The sequence below is a fragment of the Dermatophilus sp. B7861-1 genome (assembly GCF_058996045.1).
The window spans coordinates 2,491,700-2,505,920 of sequence record NZ_CM180082.1 but is presented as its reverse complement, the minus strand read 5'-3'; the positions used below and the strand labels follow the sequence as shown (position 1 = coordinate 2,505,920).

The window sequence follows — 14,221 nt, the reverse complement described above, 5'->3', positions numbered from 1 at the left end:
GTCAATCTCGATATTGACTTGCCCAGCGCACAGGCGAACTGGGACCAGGGTTCCGTCAAACCGCCACCTGCGGGTAGGTTGGCCCCGAAAAACTTCCATGCACCGGATGTGACTGCTCGATTCCCCCGGTGCCCGCTTTGTGCTGTCTCATCGCCCTTCCCTCACAGGTGGTCGACGAACCAACTCAGGCGGAATCGAGCCAGGAGAAGAAATGCAAGAGTCTGACGAAGTCACCAGGCTAGGGGAGAGCGACACCTCCAACAGGCGCGGGGGTCGACGCAAAGCCCTCGCGATCGGGGCCAGCGCTATCGCAGTTGTCGTGACAGGAGGCCTGGTCGCCGCCGCATTCGCGGATCGAACCGAAACCCCCCGATCCATGCCCCGCGCCAGTAGCACCCCCCACTACGTCGCTCTATCTTCATATGGCCATCCTCTGTCCATCACCGACAGCAAAGTCAAACAAACCCTCAAAGACGCCCAAGGCGCACTAGCCGGAAATATCACCGCACCACAAAACGCCAACAACTCTGGCCCCATCCCACCCCGAGCCTTGGCCGCCTACCGCCGCGCAGAAGCAGCAGCAAACACCGAATTCCCCCGCTGCCACGCCGCCTGGTGGATGCTCGCAGGCATCGGAAAAATCGCCAGTGACCACGGCGCAGGAACCACCTACGACGCCGCAGGCACCACCGTCGCCCAAATCCGTGGCGTACGCCTGGATGGCCGCAGCATCGGCACCGCCCTGGTTCTTGACACCGATTCCGGAAAACTCGACGGAGACGGCAACTACGACCGACCCATGGGGCCACTGCAATTCCTACCAGGCAGCTGGTACCTCGACGCCCACGATGGCAACGCCGACGGCACCGCCAACCCCGACAACATCGACGACGCTGCATTCACCGCCGCCGCCGCGATTTGTCGAGGCGGAGACGACCTCAACAACGCTGAAGGACTCGCCCGCGGCCTCTACCACTACACCAACGACCCAGCCACCGTAGGAGCCATCCTCTCCTGGGGAAACCACTACAAGAACACCCTGCACCCCGACCCAGCCACCTCCGTGCCCTCCACCGGCACCCGGGCACCCAACGTGAGCACCAGCCCTCGCCCCAGCGACAACGACAACACCTCCTCGGGTAAAGAAACGAATAAACCCAAAGGAAAACGTCCCGACATCATCGCCCCGAACGAGCCGCCGGTACCCGGACGCCCCACTCGTCGCCCCACTCCGCCGCGCCCTGAAGGTTCACGGCCCAAACCACCTTCCTCGCCCCAGACCCCCAGGCCGCCACGCGACAAAACTCCCGACGACCGCTGGACGCCCCCGCCGCCACGGGACAATGTTCCGCCACCGCCACCCCCGCCGCCGGCGGAAGACGACCCGCCTTACAACCCGCCGGAAGCCTCCCCGCCCCGCTCCAAAACCCCTGTAGTACCAGCAAACTCGCAATCTCCAGGGAATCTGAGCGGACAGATTTAAAAAAACCGAAAACTCACTCCGGTCATGCGGTCAACCACTCGTACAGTTGACCGCATGACCGACGCCACCAACCACCGCCTGCGCACCCGACCCGCCCTCGAGGGAGTCGTTTCCTACAAACCCGGCCGCCCCCCTCAGCAGGCAGATGGTGTCGACGCATTCAAAATGAGCAGCAACGAAAACCCTTACCCCCCGCTGCCATCTGTCATCAACGTCATTAACCACGCCGTGGCACACCTCAACCGATACCCCGGCATGGACATGCACGACCTACGCACCGCCCTAGCCACCCGCTGGGACGTCAGCCCCGACCACATCATTCCCGGTGCCGGCAGCTCTGGAGTACTCCAACAACTCGTCACCGCCACCGTAGAAACCGGAAAAGAAGTCATCTACGCCTGGCGCTCCTTCGAGATGTACCCCATCCTCATCGCCCTCGCCGGAGGACGCTCCGTCCAAATACCCCTCCTAGCTGACGGACGCCACGACCTAGAAGCCATGGCCGCTGCCATCACCCCCGAAACCAGCCTGATCCTGCTCTGCACCCCCAACAACCCCACCGGCCCCATCATCACTCACCGCGAAGCCATCGACTTCCTCGAACGCGTCCCCTCCGATGTGCTCGTCGCCATCGACGAGGCCTATATCGAATTCAACCGAGACCCCGCCGCCATCGACAGCAGCGCCCTCCTACGCAAATACCCCAACGTCATCATCCTGCGTACCTTCAGCAAGGCCTACGGACTTGCTGGCCTACGTATCGGCTACGCAGTCGTCTCACCCGCATCCGCAGACACTCTCACCAAAACGCGCCTGCCATTCGTCGTCACCGATATCGCCCACGACGCTGCAGTCGCCTCTCTAGCCGCCGACGAAGAACTCACCGAACGTGTCGATACCATCGTCGCCGAACGCGAACGCGTAGAAGCAGCCCTGATTGACATGGGCTGGAAATTCCCCCACTCCGAAGCCAACTTCGTCTGGCTTCCCCTCGGCAACGCCACCGAAGCATTCGTCGCCGCCTGCGAAGCAGCCCATCTCACCGTCCGACCCTTCGCCGGTGAAGGCGTGCGCGTCTCCATCGATATCCCCCAAGCCAACGACACATTCCTCACCGTCGCCCGACAATTCGCCGACCAAGGTCTGCTACCCACCGACGCAAGCACACCCATCACCCGCACCAACTAAAACTCAGGTGGGTAGCCTCGGTTCGTGGCCGAGGCCACCCACCTTGAACCAGGTACCGCTACGCCTCACCAACCTCACCCACAACGTCCTCATCCACGATCGGCGCCGACTCCAATACCCGCCGCATCCAACTGACCATGAACCCGGTGAAACACACCGCCAAAAACACCAACAACACCGCATCTGACACGGCACTCCACCCGGCCACATGCAACACCCCGCCACGCTCCACCACCGACAACTCATTCCCCTGCTGCGGAGCAAACAAACCCGGATCGTGAATCACCCGTATCTGACCACCAGGCCACTGCGCCCGACACACCCCATCCACACACCCCACTGACCGTGCTGTCACAACATCATTGGCCGACAGCCACGACACCGCCGACCACGACACCACCACCGCGCGCATCCACAACAGCGCCGTCAATAACGACACCACGAACAACATCACCACCGGCAATGCTCGAGACACACGAGCACCCAAAGACCTGCGAGCAAGACGCAGACGGGACACAGACATACGCCCCTATCGGCTCAGCCACCCACGCCGTCAAGACGAACAACAGACCTGCGGCCTGCTCAGACTTAGGGTGGGAACATGCCTATCCCGCCCCACAGCAAAGACAAAGCCACCACCCGCCCCGGGGCGCAACACCACCCAGGCACTCCCTTTGCCACTATCACCACCGCCAGCCTGATCACCTGGCCTGTCGCCGTGTTGGCCACCATCCTCGCCGGATGGCTCGGCGGAGCCCTCGCCGGTGTCCCCGGCTTCGCCGACGGTGGACCCACTGCTGTGTGGGGCGTACCGATCGCCAAAACCATTCACGACATCAGCGCTGCTATCACCATTGGCCTACTCCTGATGGCTGGAACCATCATCCCAGAACGGGCCACTACCCAACGCCGTCGCACCGCCTGCCGTATCGCTGTCACTACTGGCATCGTGTGGACCCTTTCTGGCGGCATTCATATGCTTCTTCTGCTCTCTAACGTTTCTGGTGTTCAGCTCTCCTCTCCTCTTTTTGCTGGACAGCTGCCCTTCCTGTGGGAGATCGACCTTTTCCGCGTCTACTTGTTCTCCTGGGGATTCGCCATCGGCGCGACCGCCCTAGCCACATGCGCACGCACCGTGAACTCCATTACCTGGGCAGCTGCCCTAGGGGTTATTGCCCTGGCTATTCTTTCTTTGGCCGGGCACGCCGCAGGCGCCGCTGCTCATGACACGGCCGTTAACTCTCTAGCAGTTCACATCATTGGTGCCTCTGTATGGTTCGGCGGTCTGGTGGCTCTAGGCATACTGCGGCCACTGCTCAACCGTGATTTCGGCACGTCGGTACGCCGCTATTCCGCTTTGGCGGGTTGGGCTTATTTTGGTGTGCTCGTCTCGGGAATTTTGGCGGCATCTTTGCGGCTGAACGGAATCGGTGACCTGAGCAGTCAGTATGGGCTTATTCTCCTGGCCAAGTTGGTTTTGGTGGTGGTGCTTGGCATTGCTGGCTGGATGATGCGCAAGCGCATCATCGCTGAAGTTCATGACGGTGACTCTTCAGCAAAAGCCTTCGTGCGTTTGGCCATGACCGAAATTGTGCTCATGTCAGTTGCGATGGGTTTGGGGTCGGCGCTTAGCCGTACAGCTCCTCCTGTTGCTCAAGCAGAATCTCCTGACCCAGCTGTTTCCATTACTGGGTATCCACTTCCTGCCTCGCCCCTTACCGGATCGACATGGTTTACCGCTATCCGGATTGATTGGCTTTTCCTTACGGTGGTTGTTCTCGCCGTGGGGTTGTATTACGCCGCTGTAGCGCGGTTGCACCGTCGGGGGGATCGGTGGCCAGTTGGTCGCACGATCTGGTGGACCCTTGGATGGTTGTTTTTCTTCTGGGTGACCAGTGGTGCACCGGCCATATACGGGCGGATTATGTTTTCTGCGCACATGCTGCAGCACATGACTTTGACGATGGGGATTCCGTTGTTCTTAGTGCTGGGTGCGCCGTTGACGTTGGCGTCTCGGGCATTGAAAGCGCGGCGGGATAAAACGCTTGGGCCCCGCGAGTTTTTGTTGTCGACGGCGCATTCGCGCTGGATGGGATTTTGGACCAACCCGATTGTGGGTGCGGTGAACTTTGTTGGTTCGATCTATGTGTTCTATTTCACCGACTTGTATGAGTTGGCGTTGACCACTCACGTGGGGCATATCGCCATGGTTGTGCACTTCATGGCCGCTGGGTATGTGTTTGCTTGGTCGTTGATTGGTATTGATCCGGGCCCGAATCGGTGGGCTCCGAGTCTTCGTTTGGTGTTGTTGTTTGCCACGATGGCGTTTCACGCATTTTTTGGGGTGGCAATTATGACGGCGGCGAATGTGATTGCCGGGGATACTTTCCGGGCATTAAAGGTGCCGTATGTGACTGACCTGATTGCCGATCAGCGTGTAGGTGGTGGGATCACCTGGGCTATTGGTGAGATTCCGATGCTGATTTTGGCGTTGGCGGTGGCAGTGGTGTGGATGCGAGCTGATGAGGGGGAGGCGCGCCGTAAGGATCGTCAAGCGGATCGGGATGGCGATGCGGAGTTGCGTGCCTATAACGAAAAGCTTGCGGCGTTGCGTGGCCGTGGTGGTCAGGGGTGAGGCAGGTGTGAGGGGTTCCTTGTTTATGGGGTGCTGTTGTCGGTGGTGTCGGTGTGTGGTTGTTGTGTTTTCTGGGGGCCGATGAGGGCTCCTAGCAGGGGAGTCCAAAAGATTTGCCCAGACCATAGCAGCCATAGGCACATACCAATTAGTGGTTGGAAGGGGGAACTGTTGCTAGTGGTGGCTAGCAGAGGGATGGTTTCGAGGATGCCGACGGCCAGGGCGCAGGCGAGTAGGACGGCGGCGTTGGTGGTGGCGAATTGTCGTCGGCTGGCGCGCCACCAGTGGGGGTGTTTGCGTGAGCGGAACCACCACGCGATTAGGACTGGTCCGGTGATGATGGGGGATACGGGCCAGGTGCTTAATAGCAGGCTGGTCATGAGGTTGGTGGTGATGAAGCTTGGGTTGGGGCTGGCGAGCAGGGCGGTTCCGATGGCTAGGAGCCATGCTCCGGTGAGGGTGAGGATGGCGCGGGCGAGGTCGGGTATGCCGGTGGTGGTGCGCGGTGTGGTCCCCACGTGGTGTGTCTCCGCTCGGGATGTGGTTGAAAGGTTGGTCGTGTGTAGGACCGGTTGAGGTGGGGGTGGTGTTCCCGGTTAGTAGCGGGGTTTGTGGGGTTCGATGTGTTCGATCCAGGCGAGGATGCCTCCTTGGAGGTGCCAAACGTCGTCGCGGCCGGTGTTGAGGAGGGTGGTGAGTGTTTCGCTGGAGCGGGTGCCGGATTTGCAGAAGAGGATGGCGGGTTGGTGGGTTGGGACGGTGGTGGGGTTGGTGATGATGTCGTTTTTGGGGATGAGGGTGGCGCCGTCGATGGTGACGAGTTCGTGTTCGGTTGGTTCGCGGACGTCGATGAGGGTGAATTCGATAGTGCCGTTGGTGCGGTCGCGTAGGAGGGTGTGTAGTTCGGTGGGGGTGATGGTGTGTTCGGAGATGAGTGGTTGTGGGGGTTGGGTGCAGGTGGTGGGGTAGGTGGTGAGTGTGGTTGTGGTGGTGCGGTTGGGGTCGGGGTGGATGGTCAGTTCTTTCCAAGTTCCGGTGAGGGCGTTGTGGATCATGAGGCGGCCGATGAGTGGGGTGCCGATTCCGGTGATGAGTCGGATGACTTCCATGGCCATGGCTGATCCGATGGAGGCGCAGAGGGCTCCGAGTACTCCGGCTTGGGCGCAGGAGGGGATGCTGTTGGGGTCGGGGGGGTCGGGGAAGAGGTCGCGGTAGACGGGGCCTTTACCGGGCCAGAAGGTGGATAGTTGGCCGTCGAATCGCAGAATGGCGCCCCATACGCAGGGGGTGTTGAGGATTTCGGTGGCGTCTGCGATGAGGTAGCGGGTGGCGAAGTTGTCGGTTCCGTCGACGATGATGTCCCAGCCGGTGAGGATGTCGAGGGCGTTTTCGGGGGTGAGTCGTTGGTTGTAGGTGGTGATGTTGATGGTGGGGTTGATGTTGGTGATGGCGGTGCGGGCGGAGTCGACTTTGGTGGTGCCGATGTTGTTGGTGGTGTGGATGATTTGTCGTTGGAGGTTGGATAGGTCGACGGTGTCGTCGTCGATGATGCCTAGGTGTCCGATGCCAGCGGCGGCGAGGTAGAGGAGGATGGGTGATCCTAGGCCGCCGGCGCCGATGACGAGGACTTTTGCGTTGAGTAGTCGTCGTTGGCCGAGGGTGCCGAGTTCGGGGAGGATGGCGTGGCGTGCGTAGCGTTGGGCTTGGTGGGTGGTGAGTTCGGGGGCGGGGTCGACTAGTGGCGGGTAGGTGTTCATGGTGTAACCATGCCTGTGGTGGGTGAGGACGCGTGGGCGTGGATGCGTTGGGGGATGCGTCCGGCGTGGCGGGCGAGGTAGCCAGCTTCGACGGCGTGGGCGAAGGCGCTGGCCATGTGGGTGGGGTGTTGGGCGCGGGTGACTGCGGTGGCAAGAAGGACGGCATCGCAGCCTAGTTCCATGGCGCGGGTGGCGTCGGAGGCGGTTCCGATTCCGGCGTCGAGGATGACGGGCACGTGTAGGCGGTGGGTGATGAGTTCGATGTTGTGGGGGTTGAGGATTCCCAGGCCGGTTCCGATGGGGGCGCCTAGGGGCATGACGGCGGTGCAGCCGAGGTCGGCGAGGCGTTGGGCGGTGATGGGGTCGTCGTTGGTGTAGGCGAAGACTTTGAAGCCGCGGTTGACGAGTTGTTCTGTGGCGTCGATGAGTTCGATGGGGTCGGGGAGGAGGGTTTGGTCGTCGGCGATGATTTCGAGTTTGATCCAGTCGGTTTCGAGTGCTTCGCGGGCGAGTTCTGCGGTCAGGAGTGCTTCATGTGCGGTGCGGCATCCGGCGGTGTTGGGCAGGATGCGGATGTTGAGGGAGCGTAGGAGGTCGAAGAGGGATCCGGTTTGGGTGGGTGTGTAGCGGCGGATGGCGACGGTGGTGAGGTTGGTGTGAGAGGCGATGAGCGCTTCGCGGAGGATGTCGAGGTTGGGTGCGCCTCCGGTTCCGGTGATGAGTCGGGAGGCCAGGGGGGTGTTGTCGATGGTCAGTGGGGGGATGGTGGGGGTCATGGTTTTACCCTCCTTGGACGGCGGTGACGATTTCGATGCGGGCGTTGGGGCCGGGGATGGTGGTGGCCCAGTTGTTGCGGGGGATGATTTCGTTGTTGAGGGCTATGGCGATGCCGAGGCTGGTGCCGGTGGGTGTGCGGCCTTCGGGGGTGATGGTGTGGCCGGTGATGTGGGTGATGATGTCGCGCAGGGTGGTTTTGGTGGGCAGGGTGTGAGGTTCGCCGTTGATGGTGATGGTGGTGTTCATGGGGTCCTTTGGTGGTGGGTGGTTAGGGGTTGGTGGTGAAGCGGTGGGGTGTGAAGGCGGTGATGTCGGGTAGTGGGTGGGTGGTTGGTGGTGTGGTGATGGTGGCGGTGATGGCGGCGCCGATGGCGGGGGCTAGGAGGATGCCGTTACGGCCTAGTCCGGTGGCTAGGGTGATGGTGGTGCTGATGGGGCCTAGGAGTGGGGCGTTGTCTTTGGTGACGGGGCGGGGTCTGGCGATGGTTTCGGTGATGGTGAATTCTTCGATGCAGGGGAGGAGGTGGATGCCGTCTCGTAGGAGTGTGTGGATGCCGCCGGCTTGGACGTGGGGGGTTTCGTTTTCTCGGGTGGTGGCGCCGAGGATGAGGTTTCCGTTGGTGCGGGGGACGATGTATATGGGGTTGCCGTTGACATGTCCGCGGATGATGTGGGTGAGGTTGTGGCGGAGGTTGGGTGGGGGTGTGAGGCGGATGACTTCGCCGTAGGCGTTGCGGATGAGGCTGGTGAGGTTCAGGGGTAGGCCGCTCAGGTTGGTGGCGTTGGTGGCGTTGGCGATGATGGCGTGGTCGGTGGGGATGGTGTGGCCGTTGGTGAGGGTGATGCCGGTGACGGGGCTGGTGGGGTCGCTGTTGTCGGTGTGGGTGATGCCGGTTGCTGGGGTGGGGTGGATGGGGATGTTTGCGTTGGTCAGGGCGGTTAGGAGTGCGTGGGCGAGGAGGCGGGGGTCGACTTGGTGGTCGTGGGGGGCGTGCAGGGCGCTGGAGATGGTGGGGGTGAGGAGGGGTTCGAGTTTGCGGGCTTGGCGGGTGGTGAGGGGGGTGAGGGTGAGGCCGAGGCTGTGTGCGTAGGTGGCGAGGTTATGGAGGGTTTCTCGGTCGGCTGTGTCGGTGCCGATGTGGAGGGTGGGGGTGTTTTGGTGTCCGGTGGGTAGGTTTGTGGTGGTGGTGAGGCGGTGGATGAAGTGGGGGTAGAGGGCGGCGGAGGCGAGCATGAGGGGGGTGAGGTGGTGTTCGTTGTAGGTAGTTTCGCTGGTGGCTGCGAGCATGCCGGCGGCTGCGTGGGTGGCGCCGTTGGCTGGGGTTGGGTCGATGAGTTCGACGTGTGTGCCTGCTTCGTGCAGGTGCCATGCGATGGATAGTCCGATGATGCCGGCGCCGATGATGGCGATGCGCACAGCTTCCTCCCTTCGCCGGTGTTAACCGGACAGGTTCGAGCGGTCGGTGGGCGCTTTGGTTGCGTGCCACCCTCTCAGCCCGTTTGTGGGGCTCCCGCGGATGCTGCGGTTTACCGTACCTGCATGGCTTCTTGTGAGGGTGTCGGGTTGGAGAATTCGGGTGTGGATGTTGTTCGTCGGCTCGGGCGGGCGCGGTTGTATTTGTGTACGGATGCGCGAGATTCGGCGGGGGAGTTGCGGGATTTTGTGCGGCGGGTTTTTGCCGGTGGGGTGGATGTTGTTCAGGTGCGGGATCGGTCGATTTCGACGGCTGATGAGGTGGAGGCGTTGCGGATCGTGCGTCAGGAGGCGCGTGCGGCGGGGGCGTTGTGTGCGGCGAATGATCGTGCTGATGTGGGGTTGGTGGCTGGGGTGGATGTGGTGCATGTGGGGCAGGAGGATTTGTCGCCGGTGCATGTGAAGTCGGTGTGTCCGGGGGCTTTGGTGGGGGTGTCGACGCATTCGCGGGAGCAGTTTGTTGCGGCGATGGCGGCGCCGGAGGTGGATTATTTCTGTGTGGGGCCGGTGTGGGCGACGCCGACGAAGCCGGGTCGTGCTGCGGTGGGGTTGGGTTTGGTGGCTGAGGCTGCGCGGGCGGGGGTGGGTAAGCCGTGGTTTGCGATTGGGGGTGTTGATGTCTCGTCGGTGGGGCGGGTTGTGGATGCTGGTGCTGAGCGGGTGGTGGTGGTTCGGGCGTTGACGCAGGCTGATGACCCTGAGGGTGCTGCGCGGGCGTTGCGTGCGTGTTTGCCTGGGGGGTGAGTGTGGGTGGTGGCGGCTGGTTATTGCGGCGGACTTCTAGCAGTTATTTGCGTTGTGACGCAATGAATTTGCCAAAGATTAAGAAGATCGTCCGATAGGGGTGGTCAACTGACCGACTCGCAACTAAAGTTAGGCTTACCTTAATGAGGAGGCGATACATGGCCGTCAACCCAACACCGAGCATCTGCTCCAACGCGCGAGCAACGTCCCTGGCACGACGTCTCGTGGGTGGCGAGGGTGCGGCAACGCTGATGCGCTATCGGATCGACCCCGAGTCCTGCCTCGAGGTCGCAGCGCATGGTTTGGATTCAAAGGGCCGGATCCTGCTCGCCTTCTCGCGTCATTCCGGCATGGGTGCCCCATCGACAGACGTGCTCGAGGAGGTCCGAGTCGACATCAGACTCGAATCCCCTGACCCGCGCGTACGAATCCTCGCGGCAACACTGCACTACCTGGGGGTGTTGCAGTGGATCCCCGAGGATGAACGCGACGGGTGGGCCAATAGTCCTGGGATTCCGGAAGACGTGGCCGCGGTAATCGAGGCCGGCGGCGCGCTCGCAGTCGTGAACATCAATCGGGTGCTAGTTCATGACAGCGCGGGAGTGGCGCCGGTCTCGGCCATCGCGATGAAAAACTACCCGGTTTCACCATTGTGCGGATCGGGGGTGATGGGCAGCCTCGAGGCTCACGATGCTGTTTTATCGTTCCCTAACCATGAACTTCGAGCCGTCATTACTGCTGTGGTGGAAGGTCTTGCTGATGGTGATGTGCTTGATGAACGCCCATCTCATGGGGGCTGTGAGCACACCCAGGATCGCGTCTATTGCGTAGATGTTGATTCCACCGGCATTACGCTCATGCACATTGGTCCGCTTGGGGGAATGAGCCGGATCGTTCACGTCGAACTTCCCACTGCTGCCACGGTTGATGATGTCCAATCCACGTTGGCAGCAGCGGTTTCTCAAACTCGATCTCATCGCGTCCATCCGCGCATGTGATTGAGATCAAAAGTGTGTGGCCTCCCACGCTGGTGGGGGCCACACGCTTTTAGGCACCTGTTTTTATGACGCCAGTAATTTCGGCTGTGAGGGCTCAGGCGTTGCTGTAGTGCTCGCAGGTCGCGGTGTCACCGCCGACGCTGATGGCTTCGGCGGTGCACATCAGGTCAGTGTTGTGGGTGCATTCCAGACGCTGGCATGCCCCGACGCGGCCGTTGGCGTCAGTGAGTCCGCCACGGGCGTCGAGGGCAATGAAAGTGCCGCAGGAGGCGGTGCCGTTTGTGCCACCAACGGTGATTGCGCCAGCGGTACAGCCGGAGTCGTTGAAGGAGCAAGAAGTGGTGGTGCAGGAGGAAATGATTGGAAGCGTGGACATGGTGCCTACTTTCTGAGAAAGGATTGTGCTGTCCGCAGGTCTGTTGTTTTCAGGTTAGGGAACCGTTTTCGCAGCGATAGTGAGGTGAGGCTGCCCTCAATGCTGCTGGCGGGCGGTGTGATGGGGTTCGTAAGTCTCTGAGCTGGGTGCATATTCGGGCAGTGGGGTGGCTAATTTTCCGTAAAGTGAGCTAGATCACAGATGCATCCATCGATGTATAGACGTGGGGCGGTGTTGCCACAATACCCGCGACAACACCGCCCCACGTAGCACTTACAGGCAGATCAGGATTCCCTTGGGGTCTCGTCCTCAAGCGAAGGCTGCTGGCGACCATGCTGGGGAACCAAGGTGAAATACGCGATCGTGAGTAGGGCAACCCAGATCAACCCCACCCACAAAGCCACCCGCGTATCAGGGAACCAACCAATCACGCCCACTACGAACACAAGAAACGCGAATGTTGCCCATGTTCCGACAGGGTGGAATGGCACCGGATACTCGGACTCCTGTAAACCCCGCTGCTTGATCTCCCGGCGCATTGCCAAGTTAGACAACAAGATCATCAGCCACACAAGCACCGTCGCGAACGTTGCAATCGAGGCGATTATTTTGAATACGTTCTCGGGAATAACCGCATTAAGTACAGCTGCTACCGCTAATGCTGCACACATGACCACTACGGTCATCCATGGGACACCATTCTTTGATACTTGAGCAAACACTTTCGGTGCCTGTCCCTGCTTAGCCAATCCGTATAGCATGCGGCCAGCACCGAAAGTATCTGAATTAATTGCAGAAACTGCAGCCGTAATAATGATCACGTTAAGAATCGAAGGCGCAGCGGGGACTCCAAGCGTAGAGAAAATCTGCACAAATGGACTCGAGTCACCCGTAATTCGATTCCATGGAACTAGTGACATGATGACAACCATGGTGAGTACGTAAAAAATCAAAATACGTACCGGAACAGAGCCCACTGCCCGCGGAATTGCTCGCTTAGGATCAGATGCTTCACCTGCAGTGATGCCAACATTCTCTACTCCGCCGAAGGCGAAAACCACAATCGACAAAGATGCGATAATCCCAGCCATTCCTGTAGGGCTGAAGCCGCCGTGGTCAAAAAGATTGTGCGGTCCCACGGCTACGCCGGGTTCGAAGGTGATTCCTTTAAACATGAGGAATGATCCACCAATAATCATCGCGACAATCGCACTGACCTTCACGATCGTCAACCAAAACTCGAGCTCACCAAAAACTTTGACGTGCCGAGTGTTCACAGCTCCGATAAAACAGATCACAGCTGTGACCCAAATCCAGCGAGGCGTCTGCGGCCACCAAAAAGCCATATAAACAGAAAAAGCAGTCACATCTGCGACCGCAACGACAAGCATCTCGAAGGCATACGTCCACCCGGTTAAAAACCCAGCAAACGGCCCCATGTAGCGAGCTGCGTACTGCCCAAAAGATCCCGAGACAGGGTGCCGGACAGCCATCTCACCCAAAGCACGCATCACCATATACACGGCAGCGCCTGAGGCGAGATACGCCAAAATTACCGCAGGGCCAGCAGCCTGAATAGCCGCGGCTGAACCGTAAAACAGGCCTGTTCCGATAGCCGAACCGAGCGCGATGAAAGTGATGTGTCGCAGGGTGAGGCCGCGCGTAAGTTCGCCATGCTCATGCACCGTCGTGGCTGTGGTCGTGGCGTGTGTTTGTCCACCGTTGGGGTTGTTCGGTTTGGACATGTGGGCCCCCTCTCCAATGAATTGACACGATGCGATCGTTCGACAATTTCTACCGCTCCCAGCAAATACACACTGAGATCGACCAATTCTGTGCCGTGAACTCGTTATCGTGCGGATGATGTCGCACCAGAACACGGTCGGCAACATGAAAACAACGTAGGGAGTTCGTGTGGCTCAAGTTCCCGCCGCGATGAGTGCTCTTAGGATTCTGCGCTATTTAGGGACGAGGCGGGGACCTGTTTCAGCTGCGTCAATCGCAACAGCACTTTCTTTGCCTCGATCCAGTGTCTACCACCTGCTTGCCGCACTCATCGAAACCGGTTTCGTTGTCCACCTCGAAACCGAACATCTCTACGGAATAGGACCAGCTGCAGCTGAACTTGGAACCGCCTACTCCCGGCAAGTACCCATCGCCCGTATCGCCACCCCGGCTCTCGATGCCCTCGTTGAACGCATAGGAGAAAGCGCTCACTTATCGGTCCTTCTAGGCCAAAACGTTGTCTACGTATCCGAAGTACGTGCCCCCCGACGTCCCATGCTCGTCTCAGAAACAGGTGTACGCCTACCCGCGCACCTGACCGCCAGCGGCCGGGCAATCCTTGCTGCACTACCTGCCAAACAAATCCGCGCTCTCTATCCCGATGCCGCAGCCTTTCCGCATAGCAGCGCTGACAAAACCAGTTGGTCTCCAGGGCGTCTGCGTACCACCCTCCAAAAGGTCCGCGCCCGCGGCTGGGCCGTTGAACGAGGTGAAATCACCGCTGGCATGAGTAGCGTCGCGGTTGCCATACATGACCACCTTGGATGGCCTTGCGCAGCACTGGCTTTCACTGTCGAAGATGAACGCCTTCCTACAGAGCGCGAGCCCGTTCTCATTAATGCCCTACGTGCCGTCGCGAACAAACTTGAAAACACTCTCTGCGCAGAAAACTCACCCAGGGCCCACCCCAGTGCTTAAGGCAAGTCTGAAATACGAGACAGCAAAACAGTGTTGATCCACCATCAGTGTCCCAACCAATGGTGGGATACGGTCAGCCGCGGTCT

The 14,221-nt window shown here is 60.2% G+C and carries 14 protein-coding genes and 1 riboswitch; of the genes, 6 read left to right on the top strand and 8 right to left on the bottom strand.

All coding sequences use genetic code 11. From position 1 onward, the window contains the following. Nucleotides 1-211 precede the first annotated feature (211 nt). Together AC2T9U_RS11075 and hisC are read left to right on the top strand one after the other, a co-directional pair. A complete protein-coding gene (locus tag AC2T9U_RS11075; RefSeq protein ID WP_493696120.1) occupies nt 212-1,483 on the top strand; it encodes a lysozyme family protein in 1,272 nt (423 codons plus the stop codon). Nucleotides 1,484-1,537: 54 nt separating this feature from the next. Further along, on the top strand, nt 1,538-2,671 hold the full coding sequence (hisC, locus tag AC2T9U_RS11070) for a histidinol-phosphate transaminase (RefSeq protein ID WP_115032911.1): 1,134 nt from the start codon (nt 1,538-1,540) through the stop codon (nt 2,669-2,671). 58 nt (nt 2,672-2,729) lie between these two features. Here hisC and AC2T9U_RS11065 read toward each other — a convergent pair whose 3' ends face one another. Then, complete coding sequence (locus AC2T9U_RS11065) at nt 2,730-3,194, bottom strand: phage holin family protein (RefSeq protein WP_493696119.1); 465 nt, start codon at nt 3,192-3,194, stop codon at nt 2,730-2,732. Between the two features lie 78 nt (nt 3,195-3,272). On the opposite strand from AC2T9U_RS11065, the gene AC2T9U_RS11060 reads away from it, so the two are divergent. Beyond that, nucleotides 3,273-5,306: a bifunctional copper resistance protein CopD/cytochrome c oxidase assembly protein gene (locus AC2T9U_RS11060; RefSeq protein WP_493696118.1), complete on the top strand. Its 2,034-nt coding sequence runs from the start codon at nt 3,273-3,275 to the stop codon at nt 5,304-5,306. 23 nt (nt 5,307-5,329) lie between these two features. Here AC2T9U_RS11060 and AC2T9U_RS11055 read toward each other — a convergent pair whose 3' ends face one another. The 5 genes from AC2T9U_RS11055 to thiO all read right to left on the bottom strand — a co-directional run bounded on the left by AC2T9U_RS11055 (nt 5,330) and on the right by thiO (nt 9,257). Continuing rightward, nucleotides 5,330-5,824 (bottom strand): hypothetical protein, encoded by a 495-nt coding sequence (locus AC2T9U_RS11055; RefSeq protein ID WP_493696117.1) that lies wholly within the window; start codon nt 5,822-5,824, stop codon nt 5,330-5,332. 78 nt (nt 5,825-5,902) lie between these two features. Beyond that, the gene (gene moeB, locus AC2T9U_RS11050; RefSeq protein ID WP_493696116.1) at nt 5,903-7,063 is read right to left on the bottom strand and encodes a molybdopterin-synthase adenylyltransferase MoeB; all 1,161 of its coding nucleotides are present in this window, start codon (nt 7,061-7,063) and stop codon (nt 5,903-5,905) included. Continuing rightward, entirely contained in the window at nt 7,060-7,839 is a 780-nt protein-coding gene (locus tag AC2T9U_RS11045; RefSeq protein WP_115032177.1) for a thiazole synthase, read from the bottom strand. Before AC2T9U_RS11045 ends, moeB begins: the two co-directional genes overlap by 4 nt. A gap of 4 nt (nt 7,840-7,843) precedes the next feature. Then, nucleotides 7,844-8,086 (bottom strand): sulfur carrier protein ThiS, encoded by a 243-nt coding sequence (gene thiS / locus AC2T9U_RS11040; protein ID WP_208304261.1) that lies wholly within the window; start codon nt 8,084-8,086, stop codon nt 7,844-7,846. 22 nt (nt 8,087-8,108) lie between these two features. Further along, nucleotides 8,109-9,257 carry a glycine oxidase ThiO gene (thiO, locus tag AC2T9U_RS11035; protein ID WP_493696115.1) on the bottom strand — a complete coding sequence of 383 codons (1,149 nt, stop codon included), beginning with the start codon at nt 9,255-9,257 and terminating at the stop codon, nt 8,109-8,111. Beyond that, nucleotides 9,248-9,365: riboswitch (TPP riboswitch) on the bottom strand. It overlaps the preceding gene by 10 nt. A gap of 15 nt (nt 9,366-9,380) precedes the next feature. Between thiO and thiE the strand changes: the two genes are divergently transcribed. Both thiE and AC2T9U_RS11025 read left to right on the top strand, forming a co-directional pair. After that, nucleotides 9,381-10,058 (top strand): thiamine phosphate synthase, encoded by a 678-nt coding sequence (gene thiE / locus AC2T9U_RS11030; protein WP_115032913.1) that lies wholly within the window; start codon nt 9,381-9,383, stop codon nt 10,056-10,058. Nucleotides 10,059-10,216: 158 nt separating this feature from the next. Then, entirely contained in the window at nt 10,217-11,056 is an 840-nt protein-coding gene (locus AC2T9U_RS11025; RefSeq protein WP_115032182.1) for a hypothetical protein, read from the top strand. Between the two features lie 94 nt (nt 11,057-11,150). Here the strand turns inward: AC2T9U_RS11025 and AC2T9U_RS11020 are convergent, their stop codons facing one another. Further along, a complete protein-coding gene (locus tag AC2T9U_RS11020; protein ID WP_493696114.1) occupies nt 11,151-11,432 on the bottom strand; it encodes a DUF1540 domain-containing protein in 282 nt (93 codons plus the stop codon). Between the two features lie 284 nt (nt 11,433-11,716). Next, nucleotides 11,717-13,177 carry an amino acid permease gene (locus tag AC2T9U_RS11015; RefSeq protein WP_493696113.1) on the bottom strand — a complete coding sequence of 487 codons (1,461 nt, stop codon included), beginning with the start codon at nt 13,175-13,177 and terminating at the stop codon, nt 11,717-11,719. Between the two features lie 169 nt (nt 13,178-13,346). Between AC2T9U_RS11015 and AC2T9U_RS11010 the strand changes: the two genes are divergently transcribed. Further along, complete coding sequence (locus AC2T9U_RS11010; protein ID WP_258553282.1) at nt 13,347-14,135, top strand: IclR family transcriptional regulator; 789 nt, start codon at nt 13,347-13,349, stop codon at nt 14,133-14,135. Nucleotides 14,136-14,221 lie beyond the last annotated feature (86 nt).